Below are 21,052 nucleotides of genomic sequence, written 5' to 3'. Positions count from 1 at the left end.
ACCGCCGCTCCCACATTGGTTTTCAGTGTTTTTCAGCCCGGTTATCACACAGCCCCAATTGGGCGTTTTTTTTGCAGCGCTTGGCGGGCATACTAGGCCGTCCCTTTCCCTGGTGTCGCCCGCCTCTATGCTTCGCGTCCTGATAGCCCTTGCTCTGACTTGCCTGCTCCAACCGGCCTTTGCTGACGAGCGCGCGCAAACCCAACAACAGTTGGACGCCACGCGTCAGGACATTACCGAGCTGAAAAAACTGCTGGGCAAGCTCCAGGAAGAAAAAACCGGTGTGCAGAAAGACCTCAAAGGCACCGAGACCGAGATGGGCAAGCTCGAGAAGCAGGTCGAAGCCCTGCAAAAAGAGCTGAAGAAAAGCGAAGCCGAGCTGCAGCGACTCGATGCCGAGAAAAAAAAACTCCAGAGCGCGCGCATTGAACAGCAACGACTGATCGCCATTCAGGCCCGCGCGGCCTATCAGAACGGCCGTCAGGAGTACTTGAAGCTGCTGCTCAACCAGCAGAACCCGGAAAAATTCGCCCGTACCCTCACCTATTACGACTACCTGAGCCAGGCCCGCCTGGAGCAGCTGAAGAATTTCAACGAAACCCTGCGCCAACTGGCCAATGTCGAAAAAGACATCGCCATGCAACAGGCGCAATTGCTGGTGCAGAAAAGCAGCCTCGATAGCCAGCGTGATGAACTCGACAAAGTCCGCAAGGAGCGTCAGCAAGTTCTGGCCAAGCTCAGCGACGACGTGAAGGCCCGCGATCAGAAGCTGGCAGCCCGCGAGCAGGATCAGGCAGACCTGTCTAAAGTCCTTAAAACCATTGAAGAAACCCTGGCCCGTCAGGCCCGAGAGGCAGAAGAAGCGCGGCAAAAAGCGCTGATCGCCCAGCAGGAAGCCGAAAAAAAGCGTTTACGTGAGGCTCAGGCTGCAGCAGACGCAGACGCTACTGATGCCCCACGCAAACCCGTTAAATCGACACCCGGCGTCCTGGTATCAAGTTCAGGCGAGACCTTTGGCGGCCCCTTTGCTTCAAGCCGGGGAAAACTTCCCTGGCCAGTTGATGGTCGACTGCTTGCACGCTTTGGCGAATCACGTGGCGACGATGCCCGCACCAAGTGGGACGGCGTGATGATCAGCGCCTCCGCCGGCAGCCAGGTGCACGCCGTGCATGGCGGTCGCGTGGTGTTTGCCGACTGGTTGCGAGGCGCCGGGCTGCTGGTGATTCTCGACCACGGCAACGGTTTTTTGAGTCTTTATGGTCACAACCAGACGCTGCTCAAGTCTGCGGGTGACGTGGTAAAAGCCGGTGAGTCCATCTCTACTGTGGGTAGCAGTGGCGGGCAGGACACACCAGCGCTGTATTTCGCTATTCGTCAGCAGGGTCACCCGAGTGATCCAGCGCAATGGTGTCGCGCGCAAGGATAAGCACGCGACCTAATTCAGGAGTTCGTTCGACATGCTGCATTTGTCCCGCCTTACCTCGCTGGCCCTGACGATCGCCCTGGTGATCGGCGCGCCTCTGGCGTTCGCCGCTCAACCGGCCCCGGCGGTCGCGCCTGCGGGCACTGCTGCGACCACCAAGGCGCCGTTGCCTCTGGAAGAGTTGCGCACCTTTGCCGAGGTCATGGATCGGATCAAGGCCGCCTATGTCGAGCCGGTGGACGACAAAACCCTGCTGGAAAACGCCATCAAAGGCATGCTCAGCAACCTCGACCCGCACTCCGCCTACCTGGGCCCGGAAGACTTCGCTGAATTGCAGGAAAGCACCAGCGGTGAGTTCGGCGGCCTGGGCATCGAAGTTGGCGCCGAAGACGGTTTCATCAAGGTCGTTTCACCGATCGATGACACTCCGGCCTCCAAGGCTGGCATTCAGGCCGGCGACTTCATCGTCAAGATCAACGGCCAACCGACCCGCGGCCAGAGCATGACCGAAGCCGTGGACAAGATGCGCGGCAAGATCGGCCAGAAAATCACCCTGACCCTGGTGCGCGACGGCGGTACGCCGTTCGACGTGACCCTGGCCCGCGCCATCATTCAAGTGAAGAGCGTGAAGAGCCAGCTGCTGGAATCCGGCTACGGCTACATCCGCATCACCCAGTTCCAGGTCAAGACCGGCGAAGAAGTCTCTAAAGCCCTGGCCAAGCTGCGCAAAGACAACGGCAAGAAGCTCAAAGGCATCGTCCTCGACCTGCGTAACAACCCGGGCGGCGTGCTGCAAGCGGCGGTGGAGGTGGTCGACCACTTCATCACCAAGGGCCTGATCGTTTACACCAAGGGCCGAATTGCCAACTCCGAACTGCGCTTCTCCGCCACCGGCAAGGACGAAAGCGAAGCCGTGCCAATGGTCGCACTGATCAACGGCGGCAGCGCCTCGGCGTCGGAAATTGTCGCCGGTGCCTTGCAGGATCAGAAACGCGCGGTGGTCATGGGCACCACTAGTTTCGGCAAAGGCTCGGTACAAACCGTGTTGCCGCTGAACAACGAACGCGCACTGAAGATCACCACGGCGCTGTATTACACGCCGAACGGCCGCTCGATCCAGGCTCAGGGCATCGTCCCGGACATCGAAGTGCGCAAGGCCAAGATCACCAACGAGCAGGACGGCGAGTACTTCAAGGAAGCCGACCTGCAAGGTCACCTGGGCAATGGCAACGGCGGCGCCGACAAACCGACCAGCTCCAGTGGCAAAGCCAAGGCGATGCCGCAGGATGATGATTACCAGTTGGCCCAGGCCCTGAGCCTGCTCAAAGGGTTGAGCATCACCTCCGGCCGCTGAGATGCGCCTGCGGTTGCTCCTCGGCCTGCTGTGCTGTCTGGTGGGTGTCGCTCACGCGGCGCCCGCCCCTCAAAAGGCCTACATCACTCTGATCATCGATGACCTGGGGCAGAACCTGCCCCGGGATCGCCGCGTGCTCGCCCTGCCCGGTCCGGTGACCACGGCGATCATGCCTGACACACCCCACGCCACCGAATTCGCCCGCGAAGCCCATCGCGCCGGCAAGATCGTCATCCTGCACATGCCCATGGACCCGGCCACCGGCCCGTTCGCCTGGCATCCCGACTTGCCCATCGACGAACTCGAGAAACGCCTGAACGCGGCGCTCAAGGTCGTGCCCTATACCGCTGGCATCAACAATCACATGGGCAGTCGCATGACCTCTCAGCCAGCCGCCATGGCCTGGCTGATGGCCGAATTGCAGCGCCGGCACAAATTCTTCGTCGACAGCCGTACCAGCGCGCAAACCGTGGCGGCCGCCGAGGCGCAGAAGATTGGTCTGGCGAGCGTTTCGCGGGATGTATTCCTGGATGACGAGCCCACTGAAGCCGCGATTTTTACTCAACTACAGACGGCTATCAGCCTGGCGCGCAAACAGGGTTCTGCGGTGATGATCGGGCATCCGTATCCGCAGACATTAGCGGTACTTGAACGTGAATTACCCAAGCTCAAGGCTCAGGGCATTGACTGGATCGACATCAAACAGATGATCAGCGTGCGCGGCAATCGTGCAACGGCAGCGCACGGCAAGGATGGCCAGTACCGCCTCCCGACCGCCCGATAACTCCTCGCATCCCACTCCATTTCGCGATAACTATTTATACCTGCCGGTACACCGCCGCGTGCCACGATAGCGCTCACCCTGAATTTCATCACCAAGGAATGGACATGAAATACCTTAGCTTCTTTTGCTTCGCAGGCCTGATTGGCCTGCTGGCTATTTCCGCAGTGCAGGCCCGCGATCTGGGCGAAGGCGCCGTCAACGACTCACCGTCAAGGGCACTGCAAAACAGCGAACATTTTTATGAACTCTGGAGCGGCGTGGGACGACTGAATCTCCCATCGGGCTTGACCTGCAGCGCCGTTCTACTGGATACGCGAAACAGGCAAGGCCGAGCCACCGGCTCTGCTTACCTGCTCACCAGCGGTCATTGCGTGTTGTTTCAGTACGGTTCGGCGCGGACCAATCTGCCTTTTAAAGCCAGCGTCACCTTCCACTACTTTCATGACATGCCACAGCGTAAGCGCCAATACGCCATCCGGACTGCCCGATGGAGCAGTCTGGTCGGGACCGATCTTGCAGTACTGGAGGTCGACGCAACATTGGCGTCGCTGATACAGGCCGGGGTCAACCCGCTCAAGCTGGCGTCCCATCAAACCAACGAAAGCCATGATGCGCTTAACATTGGCGCGCCGAGCGGCTTTACCGAACAGGGGCTTCGACTGAGCGCCTGCGCTGAACAAACCGCCGGAACGTTCATCGATCACCCCGGGGTATTCCCTTTGGCCATGAAAAACAGCTGCGACCTTCACGGTGGCAGCTCCGGTAGCCCGATGCTGAACCGCCGCACCAATGAAATCACTGGCATCGTCAGTAAAGTCGTGATCTCGCGCAATACCCCAGCGCCGCCCGATTGTGAGCACTCGACGTCTTGCAAGGCCGCCCGTTTCAACTACAGCTACTCTGCCAACTTTCTACACAACTGCTTTATTGACGGTGTCTTCACCAGTGATGGGGCGAACTGTTCGTTGGAGCCGGTCGAGCTGACTGTCACGGAGCCCTGGAAGCTCAAGTCATACGTTCATAGAACGCAAAACGCGGATGAGCAGGTCGTATTGCCTACGTGGGACTTCAGGTTCTCCCTCGAGGCGCCCTTCTATCGCTACAAAACGGTCCATAACGCCAGGGACTGCAAAGCTTCCGACAATTACAGCGCCGCCATCAGCGCTGAAGATGCTTACATCAATACTGAAATCGGGCCACAAAGCGGCGCACATGCACTGTGCATTATCGGCGTCGCCTCAGGGGAACTGCAGCTGACAAGAGCAATGTTGAATAACGTGTTTACAAGTGCCGTGTACTTGAGCGCGACGCCGGCTCCGTCTCAGGTTGTATCGAAGTGATGGTTACAGATACTTCGCCATGATGTCGTCCACCACGCCTTCCTTGCGCAGCTGATCCAGCGCGGCTTGCAGCTTGGCGACAGTTTCGTCCGGCACGTCCTTGTTCAGCGCCAGATACAACTCGGCGCTGTTGAAGCGCAGCACAGTCTTGAGCCCTGTCACCCCGTCCTGACGCGCCAGGTAACGCCCGGCCGGATCGCCGGTGGCCCATAGATCAATCTGGCCATTAACCAGTTTCTTCGCATTGTCCTGATCCCGCAGCACCACAATCGGCTTCAGCCCTTGCTTGGCCAACGTCTCGGCAATCGCATCGCCCTTGTAGGCACCAATCTTGTACTTGCGCGCCTGCTCCAGCGACTCAAGGCTGATCTTGCTGTCAGCCTTGGCCAGCATGATCCAGTCGTCCGGGCCAATCGGGCCGACCCACTTGAAGAGCTTCTCGCGGTCCGGCAGCCGCGCCATCACAAACACGCCGTAACCGGGTTTCTCCAGGGCGATCTTGTAGATTCGCTCCCAGGGGAAACGCAGTGTCAGGCTGTAGGTGATTTCTGCGCGTTTGAACATCTCCCGGACGATGTCAACGGCGATGCCATTGATGTTCTCATCCTGAGCGAAATTCTTGCCGTTCTTGGCCATGTTGTAGGGCGGGAAGTTTTCTGTCAGCAACACCAGGTCGGTGTCGGGATTTTCTGCGGCATGCGCTCCATTGACGAGCAATAGAGAAGCGCTGGCGAGGGCAAGAAGAAGGCGTCTAAGCATGTCTGGCTACCGAGATCCATGGCGTACCCAAGAGTGCCCTGAGCCCGCCATGATGTCCACTGGCCTGTATCGGTTTGTTTAGCGCATCACGATGCCGCGATGAGCCATGTAGGCCTTGGCTTCCTGCACGGTGTATTCGCCGAAGTGGAAAATACTCGCCGCCAGCACCGCGCTGGCGTGGCCTTCTAGAATGCCGTCAGCCAAGTGCTGCAGGTTGCCGACGCCGCCCGAAGCAATCACCGGAATACCCAATGCATCGCTGATCGCGCGGGTAACGCCCAGATCGAAGCCGTTTTTCATGCCGTCCTGGTCCATGCTGGTCAGCAGGATTTCACCGGCGCCCAGGCCTTCCATCTTCTTCGCCCATTCAACGGCGTCGAGCCCGGTCGGTTTGCGGCCACCGTGAGTGAAGATTTCCCAGCGCGGGGTTTCGCCCGGAAGTGAAACCTTTTTAGCGTCGATGGCGACGACGATGCATTGCGAGCCGAAATGCTGGGCCGCTTCGCCGACGAATTCCGGGTTGAATACCGCGGCGGTGTTGATCGAAACCTTGTCCGCGCCAGCATTCAGCAGATTGCGAATGTCCTGCACGGTACGCACACCGCCGCCCACGGTCAGCGGAATGAACACCTGGCTGGCCATGCGCTCAACGGTATGCAGCGTGGTGTCGCGACCGTCGACGCTGGCGGTGATGTCGAGAAAGGTAATCTCGTCGGCACCCTGCTCGTCATAGCGACGGGCGATTTCCACCGGGTCGCCGGCATCACGGATGTTCTCGAACTTGACGCCCTTGACCACCCGGCCGTTATCCACGTCCAGGCAAGGGATGATGCGTTTTGCCAGCGCCATGGTCAGTCCTCAGCCTTTGTACGAATCGCAGAAAGCTTGCGCTTCAGCGACATCGAGAGTGCCTTCGTAGATCGCCCGGCCAGTGATGGCGCCGATGATGCCTGGCGCCTTGGCGTCGAGCAGCGACTTGATGTCACCGAGGTTGTGGATGCCACCGGAGGCGATCACCGGAATCTTCGTCGCTGCGGCCAGGGCCGCAGTGTACGAAACGTTGCAGCCCTGCATCATGCCGTCTTTGGCGATGTCGGTATAAACGATCGCGGACACGCCATCAGCTTCGAATTGCTTGGCCAGGTCGATCACCTGAATGGTGCTTATTTCAGCCCAGCCGTCAGTGGCGACAAAACCGTCTTTCGCATCCAGACCGACAATCACTTTACCTGGGAACGCGCGACAGGCTTCAGCAACGAAAGCCGGATCTTTCACGGCTTTGGTGCCGATGATCACGTAGCTCACGCCCGCTTTCACGTAGTGTTCGATGGTTTCCAGGGAACGGATACCGCCGCCGATCTGAATCGGCAGGTTCGGGTAGCGCTTGGCGATGGCGGTGACCACTTCGCCGTTGACCGGCTGGCCTTCGAAGGCGCCGTTCAGGTCGACCAGATGCAGACGGCGGCAACCGCCTTCCACCCACTTGGCAGCCATGCTCACCGGGTCATCGGAGAACACCGTGGAATCTTCCATGCGGCCCTGGCGCAGACGAACACAGGCACCGTCTTTAAGATCGATAGCGGGAATAATCAGCATCTGGCAAACCTTCAAATTCGAGTGTTCAGCTTCGCTCGGAAATCAGTTTTTCTCGAGCGCCCACAAGTCGCTTTCGATGCTTTCGAACCTCTCTTTGAGGTGCGTCTGCACATCGAAAATCGCCCTGTTGTAATAGTGCGGCGCAATTTCACGGGTAAACAGCTCAAGGATTTCAGCCGCTTCGAACGAACCCAGGTCCAGTTCGAAGCGATCTTCCATAAAGCGTTTGATCTTGTGATTGGCCTCGTTCTCCTGTTCGGGAGTGAGGGTCAGGATCGGCGGCTTGGATTTCTTGACTGCCATTTACCAGCGACCATCCCACGCGGCGAAGTTCTGCAGCAATTGCAGGCCATGGGTATGGCTCTTCTCCGGGTGGAACTGCACGGCGAAACGCGAGCCGTCGGCCAGCGCGGCGGCGAAATCGACACCGTAGTGACCGCCACCCACCACTTGCCGCGGGTTGCCGGCAGCGATGTAGTAGCTGTGCACGAAGTAGAAACGCGCCAGGTCCGGAATGTTGTGCCACAGCGGATGTGTGACCGTCTGCTTCACTTCGTTCCAGCCCATGTGCGGGACTTTCAGGTGTTCGCCATCTTCGTGCAGGTCTTTGCCGAAGAACTTCACCGCGCCCGGAAACAGGCCGATGCAGTCGACGCCGTCGTTCTCTTCACTGCTGTCGAGCAAGGCTTGCATGCCGACGCAGATGCCGAGGAACGGACGGTCCTGGCTGACTTCACGCACCAGCGAGTCGAAGCCCAGGCGACGGATCTCCGCCATGCAATCGCGAATCGCGCCGACGCCGGGGAATACCACCCGGTCGGCTTCGCGAATCACGTCGGCATCGCTGGTGATCAGGACCTTGCCGGCACCGACGTGCTCGAGGGCCTTGGCCACCGAGTGCAGGTTGCCCATGCCGTAATCGATAACCGCGACCGTCTGCATTACAGAACGCCTTTGGTCGACGGCATCTGACCGGCCATGCGGTCATCCAGCTCTACGGCCATGCGCAATGCGCGGCCGAAAGCCTTGAACACGGTCTCGATCTGGTGGTGGGTGTTGGTGCCACGCAGGTTGTCGATGTGCAGGCTGACGAGGGCGTGGTTGACGAAGCCCTGGAAGAATTCCTGGAACAGGTCAACGTCGAAGCCGCCGACGGTGGCGCGGGTATAGGGAACATGCATCTGCAGGCCAGGACGGCCGGAGAAGTCGATCACCACGCGCGACAGCGCTTCATCGAGCGGCACGTAGGCATGGCCGTAGCGACGGATGCCTTTCTTGTCACCGATGGCTTTGGCGAAGGCCTGACCCAGGGTGATACCGACGTCTTCCACCGTGTGGTGGTCGTCGATATGCAGGTCGCCCTTGCTGACAATATCCAGGTCGATCAGCCCGTGACGGGCGATCTGGTCCAGCATGTGCTCAAGAAAAGGAACACCGATATCAAATCGGGCCTTTCCGGTGCCATCCAGGTTGATCGAGGCTTTGATCTGGGTTTCCAGAGTGTCGCGCTCGACTGACGCCTTACGTTCGGCCATCACCAGCTCCGCAAAATCATTGGGCGAAAAAGGCAACCATTATAGGGGCGCAGGCCGGAAACAGAAACACGGGAGGTGATATCACTGACGGACAGAACCCGGTGTTGTCGGGGATAGACATGTCCATACAAGCGGTTTTGATGACGACACAATCAAATGTGGGAGCGAGCTTGCTCGCGATGAGGCTCTCACATTCAACATCTCTGTCGACTGTCAGACCGCCATCGCGAGCAAGCTCGCTCCCACAGGGGTGATGCGTTTACTTAACTTAGTGGAACAGTACTGCAGTTTTCTGCAGGGTTACCCAAACACCCCATGCCAACGGAATCCCCACCACCAGCCACGCAGCAATTGCCAGCGGACGTGTGCCAGGTGCCGCTTTCCACTCCAGCGAAGTGCTGGCATCAGCACCTTTGTCGTGGCCCAGCGCCTGTTCGGCAGCCAGTTCAGCGTCGGTCATGAAGTACTTGTCAGCCACCGGACGCACCAGCAGGTTGCAGATGAAACCCAGCACCAGCAGGCCCGCAAGGATGTACAGGGTGATGTCGTAAGCCGCGGCGCGTTCAACGCCGATGCTCAGCTGATACTCACGCAGGTAGTTCACCAACACCGGACCCAACACGCCCGCCGCCGCCCAGGCCGTCAGCAGACGACCGTGGATCGCGCCGACCATTTGCGTACCGAACAGATCCGCGAGATACGCAGGGACAGTCGCAAAACCACCGCCGTACATCGACAGGATGATGCAGAAGGCCGCCACGAATAGCGCAACGTTGCCCAGGTGACCGAGGTTCGGGATCAGCGCGTACAGGGCAAAACCCAGGGCGAAGAACACGAAATAGGTGTTTTTGCGGCCCAGGTAATCCGAGAACGAGGCCCAGAAGAACCGGCCACCGATGTTGAACAGGCTAAGCAAACCGGTGAAACCGGCAGCGATCGCAGCGATCGAGGCCAGTTGCCCGGCATCCAGTTGACCGAACGGAAGGTCAACACCGATCAATTTACCTCCGAACACTTCCTGCAACAGCGGCGAAGCCATGCCGAGGATGCCGATACCCGCCGAAACGTTCAGGCACAACACCAGCCACACCAGACGGAATTGCGGGGTTTTCCACGCCACGTTCACGTGGACGTGACGGTGGGTGATCATCGCGTTGGAAGCTTTCTTCGCCGGAGCGGTCCAGCCTTCAGGCTTCCAGCCGGTTGGCGGCACGCGGTAGGACAGTGCGCCACCGATCATGAACACGAAGTAGATCGCGGCCATCACCAGAAAGCTCTGCCATACGCCGACGCTGGTTGGCGAAGCGAAGTGGCCCATCAGGGCTGCGGCCAGCGGAGCACCAACCATCGCGCCACCGCCAAAACCCATGATAGCCATGCCGGTCGCCATGCCGCGCTTGTCCGGGAACCACTTGATCAGGGTCGAGACCGGCGAGATGTAACCCAGGCCCAGGCCGATACCGCCAATGACCCCGGAGCCGATCCACATCAGCCATATCTGGTGGGTATAGACCCCCAGCGCTGAAATCAGCAGACCGCCACACCAGCACAGTGCCGATACAACGCCAGCCTTGCGTGGCCCGGCGTGTTCCAGCCAGCCACCCCAGATGGCGGCCGAGCAACCGAGAAAGATGAAGAACAGGGTGTAGATCCAGCCGAGCATCGAGATCGGCCAGTCGCATTGCGACGAGAAGACTTGCGAGATGAAGCTCATGTCCGGCGCGCAGGCCACTGCCTTGGTCACGCCCAGGGCTTTGGACAGTGGCAACCAGAACACCGAAAAGCCGTAGGCCATGCCGATGCACAGGTGGATGGCCAGGGCGGCCGGTGGTACCAGCCAACGGTTGAAACCGGGCTTGGCGATGATGCGCTCTTTGGACAGGAACGCGGGCTGGTCGGCTTTGAGGCCGTCCGCCGTGATGCTCGTGGTCATGGTGTATCCCCCAATTATTAGAATGGTTCGTCAGCGCTCCTCACCCCCAGCCTTTATGCGCACGCATGACTGTTTTTGAGGTGAAGCTCCATTTTGGTGCGACATCACGTCGCAGAAGGACGGACGAACCGGCAGAGGTTACCATCTGTACGTGACAGAAAAATCAAAGTGATATCACCTTTTGTATGTCATCAGTTCTCGTACCACTGAAGGAGCCCTCATGCCGATCATTGTCGAGCCGCTAAACGAAGCCACTTATCAGGATCAGCAAGATCTGCAGAAAATCTACCGCGATGCGCCGGACTGGCTGTTTGCCCCGTTTACCGGGGAGGCTCAGCTGATCGAAGGCTGCCTGCTGGACGGCTCGCTGATCGCTGGCCGCTTCAATGATCGACTGTTAGGCGCGGCACGCCTGCAACGGCACCAGGATGTCTGGCACCTGTCCCAACTATGCGTACGAAAAATTACCCGTCGTCGTGGCGTGGCCGAGCGCCTGGTGAACGAAGCGCAGAAAATGGCGTCGCAAGCGGGTACGACATTGCGTCTGTTGGCGCCTGCCGGGCATCTGGAGGCACAAGCGCTGGCGGCCAAACTGAAAATACCGCTGGATGTGTTGCCGACATGATCGCTGACCGGTCGTCCGCTGCGGAGCGCTATACTCCCCGGCTAAATTTCGAATTCGACTAACTACAAGGACTCGCCCATGAAAGCGTTCGGCAAAATCCTGGGTCTGGTACTTCTCGGGCTGTTGCTGATCATTGTGGCGCTGGGCTTTGCCCTGACCCACCTCTTTGATCCCAACGACTATAAAGACGAGATTCGCCAGATAGCCCGCGACAAGGCCCACATCGAGCTGACGCTCAATGGCGATATCGGTTGGAGCCTGTTCCCGTGGCTGGGCCTGGAATTGCACGAAGCCAGCGTCGCGACCCTGGCCAAGCCCACCGAACCATTCGCTGACTTGCAGATGCTTGGCCTGTCGGTCCGTGTGCTGCCGCTGCTGCGCCGTGAAGTGCAGATGAGCGATGTACGCGTCGAAGGCCTGAACCTGCGCCTGACCCGCGACAAAGACGGTCACGGCAACTGGCAAGACATCGGCAAGGCACCGGCGCCGGCCACCCCGCCCGCGACCCCTGGCGAACCAGCGACCGAGACCACCGCCCAAGCGGAAAAACCGGCCCAGCCGATTCGCCTGGACATCGACAGCCTGACCGTCAACAACGCCCGCGTTGAATACAGCGACGAAAAAACCGGCAAGCAATTCAGCGCCGAAAGCATCCAGCTGAGTACCGGCCCGGTGCATGACTCCACGAACATCCCGGTCAAACTCACCGCGTTCCTGGGCACCAACCAGCCGGTCTTGCGTGTCCGTACCGAGCTCAACGGCGAGCTGCGTTTCGAGCGCGCACTGCAGCGCTACAAACTCGAAGACATGAAACTCTCTGGCGAAGTGGCTGGCGATCCGCTGCAAGGCAAAACCATGACCTTCGCCGCCCAGGGCCAGTTGTTGCTGGATAAAGCGGCGAACGTCGCCGAATGGACCGGCATCAAGATCTCTGCCAACCAACTGCGTGCATTGGGTGAACTGAAGGTCAACGACCTCGACAAAACCCCGCAAATCAGCGGCGGTCTGTCGATCGCCCAGTTCGATCTGGCGAAATTCGTCGACAGCATCGGCCAGAAGCTTCCGGCGATGGCTGAAGGCAGCCTGAGCAAAGTCGAACTGGTCAGCCGCCTTGCTGGCACGCCGACCAGCGTGGTGCTCGACAACATCAACCTCAAAGTCGACGACAGCACCTTCAGCGGCCGCATCGCCGTCGAGGACTTTGCCAAGCAATCACTGCGGGCGACCCTCAAGGCCGACACCTTCAACGTCGACCGTTATCTGCCGCCAAAATCCGCCGAAGCCAGTAGCGCGACGCAGGTGCGTCAGGCCGAAGTGGCCAGCACCGAGGCCGATGCCATGGCTGGTGCCGGCAGCACACCGCTGCCGCAAGCACCGACCAAAGACGCGTGGAGCAACGAGCGCCTGCTGCCGGTGGAACGCCTGAGCAAACTCGACGTAGACGCTGACCTCACCTTCGGTCAGTTGACGCTCGATAAATTGCCGATCCAGAACGCTGCGCTCAAGGCCACAGGCCAGGGCGGTCTGCTGACCCTGGAAAGTCTTCGCGGCGACCTTTACGACGGCAACTTCGACGCCAAAGGTACGCTCGACGTGCGCCAACAGGTGCCAGCGCTGAACATGCAGACGAGCATCAGCAAGGTACCGGTGGAAAAAATCCTTGAAAGCCAGGGTAAAAATCCGCCGGTCAAAGGCCTGGTGACGGTCAACAGCAACCTGACCGGCAGCGGCAACAGCCAGAAAGCGCTGATCGAAAGCCTCAACGGCAACGCCAGTTTCGTCATCAACAACGGCGTGCTGCTCAATGCCAACCTCGAACAACAGCTGTGCAAAGGCATCGCCACCCTGAACCGTAAATCCCTCAGCGGCGAGCCACGGGGCAAGGACACACCGTTCCAGGAGCTCAAGGGCAACCTGACCTTCCGCAACGGCGTGGCCAGCAACCCGGACCTGAAAGTGCGCATCCCGGGCATGACCGTCAACGGCGACGGCGATGTCGATCTGCGGGTGCTGGGCATGGATTACCGCGTGGGCGTTATCGTCGAAGGTGACAAGAGCGACATGCCGGACCCGGCCTGCCAGGTCGGCGAGAAGTTCGTCGGCATCGAGTGGCCGCTGCGCTGCCGTGGCCCGCTGGAACTGGGCGCCAAGGCTTGCCGCCTCGATAACGAACGCATGGGTCAGGTCGCGAGCAAACTGGCCGGCGAACGGATCAGCGAAAAAATCGACGAGAAGCTTGGCGACAAAGTCAGCCCGGAACTGAAAAACGCTTTGAAGGGGCTGTTCAAGCGATGAGAGCCGAGCAGTTTTCATCGGCGGTGCTGGACTGGTACGACCGCCACGGCCGTCACGATTTGCCCTGGCAACAAGGCATCACCCCGTATCGGGTGTGGGTCTCGGAAATCATGTTGCAGCAGACCCAGGTCAGCACCGTGCTGAACTACTTCGACCGTTTCATGGCCTCGTTGCCGACGGTCGAAGCCCTGGCCGCTGCGCCGGAAGACGAAGTCCTGCACCTGTGGACCGGCCTCGGTTACTACACCCGCGCACGTAATTTGCAGAAGACCGCGAAGATCGTTGTCGCCGAATACGGCGGCGAGTTTCCCCGCGATGTGGAAAAGCTGGTTGATCTGCCGGGTATCGGCCTGTCCACGGCCGGCGCCATCGCCAGCCTGAGCATGGGCCTGCGGGCGCCGATCCTCGACGGCAACGTCAAACGGGTGCTGGCGCGCTTTACTGCGCAAGAGGGCTATCCCGGCGAGCCAAAGGTCGCCAAACAGCTGTGGGCCAACGCTGAGCGCTTTACGCCGCATGATCGAGTCAACGCCTATACCCAGGCGATGATGGATCTGGGTGCCACACTGTGCACCCGCAGCAAGCCGAGCTGCCTGCTCTGCCCGCTGGAAAAAGGCTGCGAAGCGCACATGCTTGGCCTGGAGACGCGCTACCCGATCCCCAAACCGCGCAAAGCCGTGCCACAGAAGCGCACGCTGATGCCGATGCTCGCCAACGGCGAAGGCGCGATTCTGCTTTACCGTCGCCCTTCCACGGGCTTGTGGGGCGGTCTATGGAGCCTGCCGGAACTCGACGACCTCGACGACCTGCAACATCTGGCTTCGCAGCACTCACTGGAGCTTGGCAGCCAACAGGCGCTGCCGAGCCTGGTGCACACCTTCAGTCATTTTCAGTTGTCCATCGAACCCTGGCTGGTTCAGGTCCAGGAGGCCGGCCATCACGTGGCCGAGGCCGACTGGCTCTGGTATAACCTCGCCACCCCGCCGCGCCTGGGCCTTGCCGCCCCGGTCAAAACCTTGCTCGAACGCGCGGCCGCCGTATTGAACGCAGGAGAGTCGTCATGACCCGCACCATCATGTGCCGCAAGTACAAAGAAGAATTGCCCGCCCTGGAGCGCGCTCCATTTCCAGGCGCAAAAGGTCAGGACATTTTTGACCACGTCTCGGCCAAAGCCTGGGCAGACTGGCAAAAGCACCAGACTCTGCTGATCAACGAAAAACGCCTGAACATGATGAACGCCGAAGACCGCAAATATCTTCAGGGCGAGATGGACAAGTTCTTTTCCGGCGAGGAATACGCCAAGGCTGACGGCTACGTTCCGCCGGCTGAATAATCCCGCTTTTTCGAGGGTCGGAACGTAAGCGACGGTAATAATTAAAATTTTTTTGAAAACTTTCTTGACGACCCCCTGAAAAACCAGTTTAATGCGCCCCGTTGCCCAGATAGCTCAGTCGGTAGAGCAGGGGATTGAAAATCCCCGTGTCGGCGGTTCGATTCCGTCTCTGGGCACCAAATACCGAAAACCCTGAATCGCAAGATTCAGGGTTTTTTTATGCCTGGGATTTGATGAGGCACTGTTCCAGCCACTATCGAAGCGCCGGACGAAGCATCAATTCCCCGTCTCCTATCGCCACGCCTGCAAGCGCCAGGCATTGCTGATCAGCCCTTCCTGACAGTCCCTCGGACCTGTCGGAACGCTCCGTATGCTTTAACGGAAATGGATGACATACGCTGATTATCGGATTGGGCAGAATCGGAACAGGAGCTGCCGCATTACCGGGAGCAGAGACACAACAGGGATGTAGACAATGACTGACGCTATTAAACCGGACGTCGAAACCGTTGAGTTTACTGAACAAGAAATCAGCACTTTCAGCTTTGATATTCGGCAGTCAACATTGCTTCACCAGTTCGCCGAAGAACTGGCCGCCATTGGCGGGCCACAGGCATCAGGAGCCAAGTCCAAAGCCTCTCTGGCAGCCACCAAATTAAAGTGCTCGTTTTCGAAAGACCAATGCGAACTGCTGGGTGCCTACTCCGATGGCCTTGTTTCCGTGTTGATCTTTGAAGGCCTGCAAAAAATCACCGATGTCAGCCCTCCAAATGAACTGCCAGACCTGACATCCCTGGAAAATCGATACGACGTCCTTTGCCTGGCCGCCCGTAATCAGATCTTGTTGAAACTGGTAGATAACAATGCCTTTGCCTATGACATGGACAACGAAGGACAACTGGTTCGATTGGTGGCCAATTTCAAGGGCGGCGGACTCATCAAAATCAATGCCGAGCCGGAAATCAACGAACTGAGTTCCCATTCCGGGCTAGCGCTCGGCCCGCATACCGAGGCGCCTTACTGGTGCGCCGTGAACGCGAAAGACGGGCACTCGCCCTCTCCGTCGTCGCTCATACTTTCCGCCTTGTGGAACCCGAGCCTGGAACCTACACGGGTCATTCCACTCCCACCCATACTCGAAAAAATCGGCGTCACCCACTGCCTCGCACTGACCACGGATAACTTCCAGTTCACTCGTAGTGACTCCTTTGTCAGTGGCAAAGGGGAAGATGGCCGCAACGTTTCGATTCTGGAGTTCGACGACAAGGTCGGGTTCGCAGCCCGCTTTAACTCGTATCGCTTTTCGGTCAATGACAACGTCTCGACCTTTGTCAAAACCGCTTACACCGCCCTTTGCCGGGGTGTGGGCGAGGCAACCCCGGTTGAATACACGCTGACCCAGGAGTCGGCCATGGCCATCAATAACATCCGGGCCTTGCACTGTCGCGATGTCATCAAAGACAACAGACGAGTCCTTGTTCGCATTTTCGGACTTTCAAAATTTTCTTCCCCTCTCGTTATTTCTGAGGACCCGTTACTGCTGCAGGGCTGATTTTTCAAGTATTCAGGCCGTTGAACGCCCCGTCATTTGATGACTGGCCAATAACGATAAAGAGGAAATGTAATGTCTTTGGATGTCATCGGCATGTTGGCGCTCGTCGCTTTTTGCGCCGGTTTTTTTGATGCGATTGCCGGTGGTGGCGGCTTGATCACCTTGCCTGCCTTGTTTCTGGCGGGCGTAGATCCGATCAGTGCAATTGCAACGAACAAGTTCCAGGCCGCGTCGGCAACTATTTCGGCAACTGTAACCTTTGCTCGCAAAGGAATGATCGAGTGGCGCGAAGGCCGTTTCCTGGTTATCTGCGGATTTATTGGCGGTGCCAGTGGTGCCTTGCTGGTCAGCTCTATTGATAAGCGCTATCTGGAAATTTGCGTGCCTATCATGCTGATTCTGGTAGCCATCTATTTTGCGTTCTCTCCAAAGCTGGCCAATGAAGATCGACGCAAGAGAATCGGCATTCTGCTTTTTTCATTTACCGTGGCGCCGATCCTGGGCTTTTACGACGGTATATTTGGCCCCGGTGTGGGCTCTTTTTTTATTGTCGGGTTTGTACTTCTCTGTGGCTTGGGCATGATGCGGGCCATGAGTTTTACCAAACTTGCCAACGCCTCATGCAACCTGGGCTCTCTCTCGGTCTTCATTACCAAAGGTGTGATTATCTGGCCGATTGCCATAGCCATGGCTTTAGCTGCCTTCATCGGTGCTCAATTGGGTGCACGAGCCGCCGTTCGGGTCGGTCCACGATTGATTAAACCCATGTTGATCGTGGTCTGCTGCGCCTTAGCCATCAAGCTGCTGAGCGTAGAAACCAATCCTTTGCGCGTTGCGGTCATCAACTCATTGGCTTCGTTATGATTACCGGTCGGCGCTGACCAGCGCTTCCTGCCTTCAATCGCCATCGCAGTTCGATAAGCCGCCGACCGGCCCTGCGCATTATTTTTAACGATCAAAAATTAACCGACACGACGCTTGGGTAGCTATTCATCACCATTCCAGTGGAAAACCAGATTGCGAGCGGTGCCGCTTCCGACATCCGTTGTGTCATGTCGCGCCTCACCATTGCGGGTCGCCACCACGGTGTACTTGCCGGGAGGTAGCTGAACGTACACCAGCGGGCCAGCCTGACTCAGCGTCAGTACCGTCTGCCCTGGTTCTTTCTGAATGACCACATCCACATCGGGAACGTATTTGTTCTCCGCACCGATAGAGAATGTCATGTGCAGGTTGTAGCCGGCAGCTTGCTGGATGGCCTTCGACTCATCCTCGCCAATCCCCCCGGACAGGTAAGTGATCCCACCTTGCTGTTGCGGCTGGACTTGCACGCCCGAGCTGTCGACGGGCTCAAGGCTGGCAGCGCTCAACATGACGGGAAACATCAACACGCCAACAGCGGCGATGAGCAACAGGAGTGAATGGACGTACTTCATAGTGGCGACTCCCGGGCTCCGCAGAACCCAATCGTTACGCCTGTTAGATTTCCTGCTGATTGGCCAAGTTTTAGATTGATTAGTACTTGGGTTCACTGCGAATCGGACTACACGTTGTATTCCTCAAGCGCGGATTGCCGTCGGCGTGATCCCGCAAAACCAGTCGGACTTTCCTTCCGATTTGTCAGCAGCGCCCGGCAGCGCTGACCAACCCGCCCCTGCAATCCTCTTCTGCCTGTTCATCCAGCCCCGGAAGACCTCATGAGCGCACTAAAACCCGATAGCACCCGAGACCCGCAACTCACCTCATTGGTTGGCAATCTTGGCGAATTGATCCGTCAGGCGCGGCAGAAGGTGCTACGTGCGGTCGATACCGTCCAAGTGCAAACCTGCTGGCAGATCGGACGACATATTGTGGAGTTCGAGCAGGAGGGGGCCCGGAGGGCGGGCTATGGAAAGCAGCTACTGTCGACGCTGGCGAAAGTACTGACGTCGGAGTTCGGGAAAGGTTTTGACGAACGCAACCTGCGATACATGCGGGACTTTTATCAGACCTTTCCAATTTGGAACGCAGTGCGTTCCGAATTGAGCTGGACCCACTACCGCAGATTGCTACGAGTCGACAATGACAATGCTCGCCATTGGTACATGAACGAATCAGCTCTGCAGAACTGGTCAAGTCGCGCCCTCGAGCGCCAGATCAATACCCTCTATTACGAACGCTTGCTGGCGAGCCGCGACCGGGCCGCCGTCAAACAGGAAGCCGCCACCAATATCCAGCAAATGAACGCCAGCCCTCGGGATTTCATCCGGGACCCAGTGCTACTGGAGTTTCTCGGCCTGCCCAATGCGGGCTTGATCCAGGAAAGCGAACTTGAACAAGCCTTGATCAATCAACTCCAGCGCGCAAAAAGATGAATCGGTGGTGCGCTATTCAGTGCTGCAAGGCAACGAACAACTGTTCGCCAGTACCTACAGACTGGTACTGCCGAGCGAGGAGGAACTTCGCACAGAACTGGATCGGGAATGGGCGGTGCTTGAGGAGCGATTACTCAAGCACAGGCCCCGATAAGCACGGGTGGATTGTTCATACGCTGCGCGAAGACTATCGTTGGCAGCTACCCGCAAAGGTCCGACGCCGATGAATTTGCAGGACATGCCCTCACTGGCACCCACTCAAACCGAGCTGCCATCGCGAATATCTACGGCGGGCGAGCCGTTCAAGGAGCCCGCCGCAGACGGCTGCATCCTTGGCGGCTTTACCTGGAGGCACCCCCGTCAGGACGCTACCCGCCCGGTCGTCATCATCAACGCCGCCACCTCAGTCCGCTGTCGCCACTACTCACGCTTCGCCGATTACCTGTATGCCAACGGCTTCGACGTGATCACTTACGACTACCGTGGCATCGGTGAATCGCGACCCGCGTCGTTGAAAGGGCTTCGGGCTTCATGGTCAGATTGGGGCGCTCTGGACTTTGAGGCGATGCTCAAGCGCGCTCAGCGTGAATTTCCCGGGCAACCCATCGATGTTGTAGGCCACAGCTTTGGAGGCTGTGCAGCGGGCCTGGGAGCTTCCGGGCATATGATTCGACGTCTGGTGACCGTCGGTGCGCAATTCGCTTACTGGCGCGATTACGCGCCCGCCCATCGCTGGCGGATGTTCGGCAAGTGGCATTTGGTGATGCCATTGATGACATTGCTTTGCGGCTACTTCCCCGGCAAACGTCTCGGCTGGCTAGAGGACACCCCCGCCGGCGTGGTTCGCGACTGGAGCATGCCCACCGCGCACTACGAGAAACGCCCCAGCGGACGCGTCCTTCACGCAAAAACCGGGCGACTGCCCTTCTCATCCGTCACCGCACAAAACCTGGCCATCAGCATCAGCGACGATCCTTACGGCACGATTCCAGCCATCGAACGGCTGCTGGGTTACTTCACCAACAGCACGAACAGCCACCTGCGAATCGCCCCCGAAGACATCGGCGAACAAGAAGTCGGACATTTCGCCTTTTTTCGTAGCCCATACCAAGCCACACTATGGCCCATTGCATTGTCCTGGTTGCAGACCGGCAAACTGGCCCCCAACACACCTGGGCGGCTAGTGCCACGCAACTGACTGATGCGCCCACTCAACGGAATACGGAACGACGTCCATGGCATCCGCCAACAAGCAGAACAAACGCGCCACACGCGCCAAAGCCAAGGCCAAGCAGAACCGCACCCAACGGGCCGCAGCACCGGTCGAGCTGGATCCGAACGACGATCGCATCGACTTCGAATCGGTGGACCTGACCGACCTGTTCAAAGAAATGATCGACGCGCAAAAGATCAGCCAACAAGCCATGTGCAGGGCCTTCCTTGAACACCCGCTGCTTGCGTTGGTGCTGGAGCAGGAAGGCGAAGAAACAGCGACAGACTTTATCGTCGCCGCGCTGATCGAATATCGCCAATGGTCCACCGAAGTCGACGAAGCCGGCGCATTGGCGTGGATCGAATCACCGGCCTTCCAGGCCGACTATGTGGCGGCGTCCGACGCCATCGCGGCTCAAACACAACCGAAAGCGAACTGAATTTAATGGCATCCCTGAACAAGCAACAGAAACGCGCCAAACGCGCCAAAATCAAAGCCAAACAAATCAACATCCACGGCAGAAAACCCGCCGCACTGGACGATGACCTGGGCGAAATCGGCGAGCCGATCCCGGAATACACCCTGGCGATGTTCAGCAAAATGCGCGACGCAGAAGCCACCAGCCGCAACGACATGCTGCTGACCTTGCTGTCGAACCTCGCCGGCATCATCAGCGACCATCCAGAACTGCTGGACATGGAAAACGCCGACAACGAAGCCATGGCCGCCACTCACCTGGCCGCCGACATGCTGATCGATTACCGCATGTGGGCCGACGGCATGGACCGCGACACCGCCCAGGCCTGGCTGACAGATCCGCAGTTCATCACTGACTTTGGCACGGCGCTCGACAGCTATCGCGAGTCGCTGGATGCTCAGGAAGAAAAGGCTGAGTAAACACTCGCTTCAGAAACAAAAACGGCCGCTTGTCATCACTGACAGCGGCCGTTTTGCGT

21 protein-coding genes, 1 tRNA gene and 1 pseudogene are annotated in these 21,052 nt (G+C 58.6%); 15 read left to right on the top strand and 8 right to left on the bottom strand.

Going from position 1 to position 21,052, the window contains the following annotated elements:
• The first annotated feature begins 127 nt into the window (after nt 1-127).
• The 4 genes from ACA059_RS01540 (at nt 128) to ACA059_RS01525 (ending at nt 4,901) form a co-directional block, all read left to right on the top strand.
• Complete coding sequence (locus ACA059_RS01540) at nt 128-1,426, top strand: murein hydrolase activator EnvC family protein (protein ID WP_497632446.1); 1,299 nt, start codon at nt 128-130, stop codon at nt 1,424-1,426.
• A 31-nt stretch (nt 1,427-1,457) separates the two neighbouring features.
• Nucleotides 1,458-2,777 carry a S41 family peptidase gene (locus tag ACA059_RS01535; protein ID WP_497632445.1) on the top strand — a complete coding sequence of 440 codons (1,320 nt, stop codon included), beginning with the start codon at nt 1,458-1,460 and terminating at the stop codon, nt 2,775-2,777.
• 1 nt (nt 2,778) lies between these two features.
• Nucleotides 2,779-3,561, top strand: coding sequence for a divergent polysaccharide deacetylase family protein (locus ACA059_RS01530; RefSeq protein ID WP_497632444.1), 783 nt, complete (start codon nt 2,779-2,781; stop codon nt 3,559-3,561).
• 104 nt (nt 3,562-3,665) lie between these two features.
• The gene (locus ACA059_RS01525) at nt 3,666-4,901 is read left to right on the top strand and encodes a trypsin-like serine peptidase (RefSeq protein ID WP_497632443.1); all 1,236 of its coding nucleotides are present in this window, start codon (nt 3,666-3,668) and stop codon (nt 4,899-4,901) included.
• A 3-nt stretch (nt 4,902-4,904) separates the two neighbouring features.
• Here ACA059_RS01525 and ACA059_RS01520 read toward each other — a convergent pair whose 3' ends face one another.
• The 7 genes from ACA059_RS01520 to ACA059_RS01490 form a co-directional block, all read right to left on the bottom strand.
• The gene (locus tag ACA059_RS01520) at nt 4,905-5,660 is read right to left on the bottom strand and encodes a substrate-binding periplasmic protein (RefSeq protein ID WP_497632442.1); all 756 of its coding nucleotides are present in this window, start codon (nt 5,658-5,660) and stop codon (nt 4,905-4,907) included.
• Between the two features lie 78 nt (nt 5,661-5,738).
• Complete coding sequence (gene hisF / locus ACA059_RS01515; RefSeq protein ID WP_007949037.1) at nt 5,739-6,509, bottom strand: imidazole glycerol phosphate synthase subunit HisF; 771 nt, start codon at nt 6,507-6,509, stop codon at nt 5,739-5,741.
• 9 nt (nt 6,510-6,518) lie between these two features.
• Nucleotides 6,519-7,256 carry a 1-(5-phosphoribosyl)-5-[(5-phosphoribosylamino)methylideneamino]imidazole-4-carboxamide isomerase gene (gene hisA, locus ACA059_RS01510; RefSeq protein WP_007897434.1) on the bottom strand — a complete coding sequence of 246 codons (738 nt, stop codon included), beginning with the start codon at nt 7,254-7,256 and terminating at the stop codon, nt 6,519-6,521.
• Nucleotides 7,257-7,298: 42 nt separating this feature from the next.
• A complete protein-coding gene (locus ACA059_RS01505) occupies nt 7,299-7,559 on the bottom strand; it encodes a DUF2164 domain-containing protein (protein ID WP_054616495.1) in 261 nt (86 codons plus the stop codon).
• The gene (gene hisH / locus ACA059_RS01500) at nt 7,560-8,198 is read right to left on the bottom strand and encodes an imidazole glycerol phosphate synthase subunit HisH (protein ID WP_076028989.1); all 639 of its coding nucleotides are present in this window, start codon (nt 8,196-8,198) and stop codon (nt 7,560-7,562) included. It lies immediately after the preceding gene.
• The gene (gene hisB, locus ACA059_RS01495) at nt 8,198-8,791 is read right to left on the bottom strand and encodes an imidazoleglycerol-phosphate dehydratase HisB (protein ID WP_003218037.1); all 594 of its coding nucleotides are present in this window, start codon (nt 8,789-8,791) and stop codon (nt 8,198-8,200) included. The genes hisH and hisB overlap by 1 nt, the downstream gene beginning before the upstream one ends.
• 268 nt (nt 8,792-9,059) lie before the next feature.
• Nucleotides 9,060-10,724, bottom strand: a complete 1,665-nt coding sequence (locus tag ACA059_RS01490) for an OFA family MFS transporter (RefSeq protein WP_497632440.1) — start codon at nt 10,722-10,724, stop codon at nt 9,060-9,062.
• A gap of 220 nt (nt 10,725-10,944) precedes the next feature.
• On the opposite strand from ACA059_RS01490, the gene ACA059_RS01485 reads away from it, so the two are divergent.
• The 7 genes from ACA059_RS01485 to ACA059_RS01455 all read left to right on the top strand — a co-directional run bounded on the left by ACA059_RS01485 (nt 10,945) and on the right by ACA059_RS01455 (nt 17,393).
• Nucleotides 10,945-11,349, top strand: coding sequence for an acetyl-CoA sensor PanZ family protein (locus ACA059_RS01485; RefSeq protein ID WP_497632439.1), 405 nt, complete (start codon nt 10,945-10,947; stop codon nt 11,347-11,349).
• A gap of 78 nt (nt 11,350-11,427) precedes the next feature.
• Nucleotides 11,428-13,644: an AsmA family protein gene (locus tag ACA059_RS01480; RefSeq protein WP_497632438.1), complete on the top strand. Its 2,217-nt coding sequence runs from the start codon at nt 11,428-11,430 to the stop codon at nt 13,642-13,644.
• Entirely contained in the window at nt 13,641-14,708 is a 1,068-nt protein-coding gene (gene mutY / locus ACA059_RS01475; protein WP_347802147.1) for an A/G-specific adenine glycosylase, read from the top strand. The genes ACA059_RS01480 and mutY overlap by 4 nt, the downstream gene beginning before the upstream one ends.
• Nucleotides 14,705-14,977 carry an oxidative damage protection protein gene (locus tag ACA059_RS01470; protein ID WP_008149405.1) on the top strand — a complete coding sequence of 91 codons (273 nt, stop codon included), beginning with the start codon at nt 14,705-14,707 and terminating at the stop codon, nt 14,975-14,977. The genes mutY and ACA059_RS01470 overlap by 4 nt, the downstream gene beginning before the upstream one ends.
• 103 nt (nt 14,978-15,080) lie before the next feature.
• A tRNA-Phe gene (locus tag ACA059_RS01465) sits at nt 15,081-15,156 on the top strand.
• Between the two features lie 296 nt (nt 15,157-15,452).
• Nucleotides 15,453-16,529 (top strand): hypothetical protein, encoded by a 1,077-nt coding sequence (locus ACA059_RS01460; protein ID WP_497632437.1) that lies wholly within the window; start codon nt 15,453-15,455, stop codon nt 16,527-16,529.
• Nucleotides 16,530-16,601: 72 nt separating this feature from the next.
• Nucleotides 16,602-17,393 (top strand): TSUP family transporter, encoded by a 792-nt coding sequence (locus ACA059_RS01455; RefSeq protein ID WP_497632436.1) that lies wholly within the window; start codon nt 16,602-16,604, stop codon nt 17,391-17,393.
• A 122-nt stretch (nt 17,394-17,515) separates the two neighbouring features.
• On the opposite strand, the gene ACA059_RS01450 is transcribed toward ACA059_RS01455, so the two are convergent.
• Nucleotides 17,516-17,965 carry a carboxypeptidase regulatory-like domain-containing protein gene (locus tag ACA059_RS01450; RefSeq protein WP_497632435.1) on the bottom strand — a complete coding sequence of 150 codons (450 nt, stop codon included), beginning with the start codon at nt 17,963-17,965 and terminating at the stop codon, nt 17,516-17,518.
• 261 nt (nt 17,966-18,226) lie between these two features.
• On the opposite strand from ACA059_RS01450, the pseudogene ACA059_RS01445 reads away from it, so the two are divergent.
• The 4 genes and pseudogenes from ACA059_RS01445 to ACA059_RS01430 all read left to right on the top strand — a co-directional run bounded on the left by ACA059_RS01445 (nt 18,227) and on the right by ACA059_RS01430 (nt 20,993).
• Nucleotides 18,227-19,037, top strand: a pseudogene (locus ACA059_RS01445) (DUF1016 N-terminal domain-containing protein).
• Nucleotides 19,038-19,106: 69 nt separating this feature from the next.
• A complete protein-coding gene (locus ACA059_RS01440; RefSeq protein WP_497632434.1) occupies nt 19,107-20,081 on the top strand; it encodes an alpha/beta hydrolase family protein in 975 nt (324 codons plus the stop codon).
• 37 nt (nt 20,082-20,118) lie between these two features.
• A complete protein-coding gene (locus tag ACA059_RS01435; protein ID WP_497632433.1) occupies nt 20,119-20,535 on the top strand; it encodes a hypothetical protein in 417 nt (138 codons plus the stop codon).
• A 5-nt stretch (nt 20,536-20,540) separates the two neighbouring features.
• Complete coding sequence (locus tag ACA059_RS01430) at nt 20,541-20,993, top strand: hypothetical protein (protein ID WP_046045548.1); 453 nt, start codon at nt 20,541-20,543, stop codon at nt 20,991-20,993.
• The last annotated feature ends 59 nt before the right edge of the window (nt 20,994-21,052 follow it).

It is taken from the genome of Pseudomonas sp. LBUM1647, assembly GCF_059716175.1.
The sequence above is the reverse complement of the archived record's forward strand: the minus strand, read 5'-3'. Positions and strand labels throughout refer to the sequence as shown.

Bases quoted from the DNA above. Each gene is read 5' to 3' on its own strand.
- ACA059_RS01540 (WP_497632446.1), top strand. From the start codon at position 128: ATGCTTCGCGTCCTGATAGCCCTTGCTCTGACTTGCCTGCTCCAACCG.
- ACA059_RS01535 (WP_497632445.1), top strand. From the start codon at position 1,458: ATGCTGCATTTGTCCCGCCTTACCTCGCTGGCCCTGACGATCGCCCTG.
- ACA059_RS01530 (WP_497632444.1), top strand. From the start codon at position 2,779: ATGCGCCTGCGGTTGCTCCTCGGCCTGCTGTGCTGTCTGGTGGGTGTC.
- ACA059_RS01525 (WP_497632443.1), top strand. From the start codon at position 3,666: ATGAAATACCTTAGCTTCTTTTGCTTCGCAGGCCTGATTGGCCTGCTG.
- ACA059_RS01520 (WP_497632442.1), bottom strand. From the start codon at position 5,660: ATGCTTAGACGCCTTCTTCTTGCCCTCGCCAGCGCTTCTCTATTGCTC.
- hisF (WP_007949037.1), bottom strand. From the start codon at position 6,509: ATGGCGCTGGCAAAACGCATCATCCCTTGCCTGGACGTGGATAACGGC.
- hisA (WP_007897434.1), bottom strand. From the start codon at position 7,256: ATGCTGATTATTCCCGCTATCGATCTTAAAGACGGTGCCTGTGTTCGT.
- ACA059_RS01505 (WP_054616495.1), bottom strand. From the start codon at position 7,559: ATGGCAGTCAAGAAATCCAAGCCGCCGATCCTGACCCTCACTCCCGAA.
- hisH (WP_076028989.1), bottom strand. From the start codon at position 8,198: ATGCAGACGGTCGCGGTTATCGATTACGGCATGGGCAACCTGCACTCG.
- hisB (WP_003218037.1), bottom strand. From the start codon at position 8,791: ATGGCCGAACGTAAGGCGTCAGTCGAGCGCGACACTCTGGAAACCCAG.
- ACA059_RS01490 (WP_497632440.1), bottom strand. From the start codon at position 10,724: ATGACCACGAGCATCACGGCGGACGGCCTCAAAGCCGACCAGCCCGCG.
- ACA059_RS01485 (WP_497632439.1), top strand. From the start codon at position 10,945: ATGCCGATCATTGTCGAGCCGCTAAACGAAGCCACTTATCAGGATCAG.
- ACA059_RS01480 (WP_497632438.1), top strand. From the start codon at position 11,428: ATGAAAGCGTTCGGCAAAATCCTGGGTCTGGTACTTCTCGGGCTGTTG.
- mutY (WP_347802147.1), top strand. From the start codon at position 13,641: ATGAGAGCCGAGCAGTTTTCATCGGCGGTGCTGGACTGGTACGACCGC.
- ACA059_RS01470 (WP_008149405.1), top strand. From the start codon at position 14,705: ATGACCCGCACCATCATGTGCCGCAAGTACAAAGAAGAATTGCCCGCC.
- ACA059_RS01460 (WP_497632437.1), top strand. From the start codon at position 15,453: ATGACTGACGCTATTAAACCGGACGTCGAAACCGTTGAGTTTACTGAA.
- ACA059_RS01455 (WP_497632436.1), top strand. From the start codon at position 16,602: ATGTCTTTGGATGTCATCGGCATGTTGGCGCTCGTCGCTTTTTGCGCC.
- ACA059_RS01450 (WP_497632435.1), bottom strand. From the start codon at position 17,965: ATGAAGTACGTCCATTCACTCCTGTTGCTCATCGCCGCTGTTGGCGTG.
- ACA059_RS01440 (WP_497632434.1), top strand. From the start codon at position 19,107: ATGAATTTGCAGGACATGCCCTCACTGGCACCCACTCAAACCGAGCTG.
- ACA059_RS01435 (WP_497632433.1), top strand. From the start codon at position 20,119: ATGGCATCCGCCAACAAGCAGAACAAACGCGCCACACGCGCCAAAGCC.
- ACA059_RS01430 (WP_046045548.1), top strand. From the start codon at position 20,541: ATGGCATCCCTGAACAAGCAACAGAAACGCGCCAAACGCGCCAAAATC.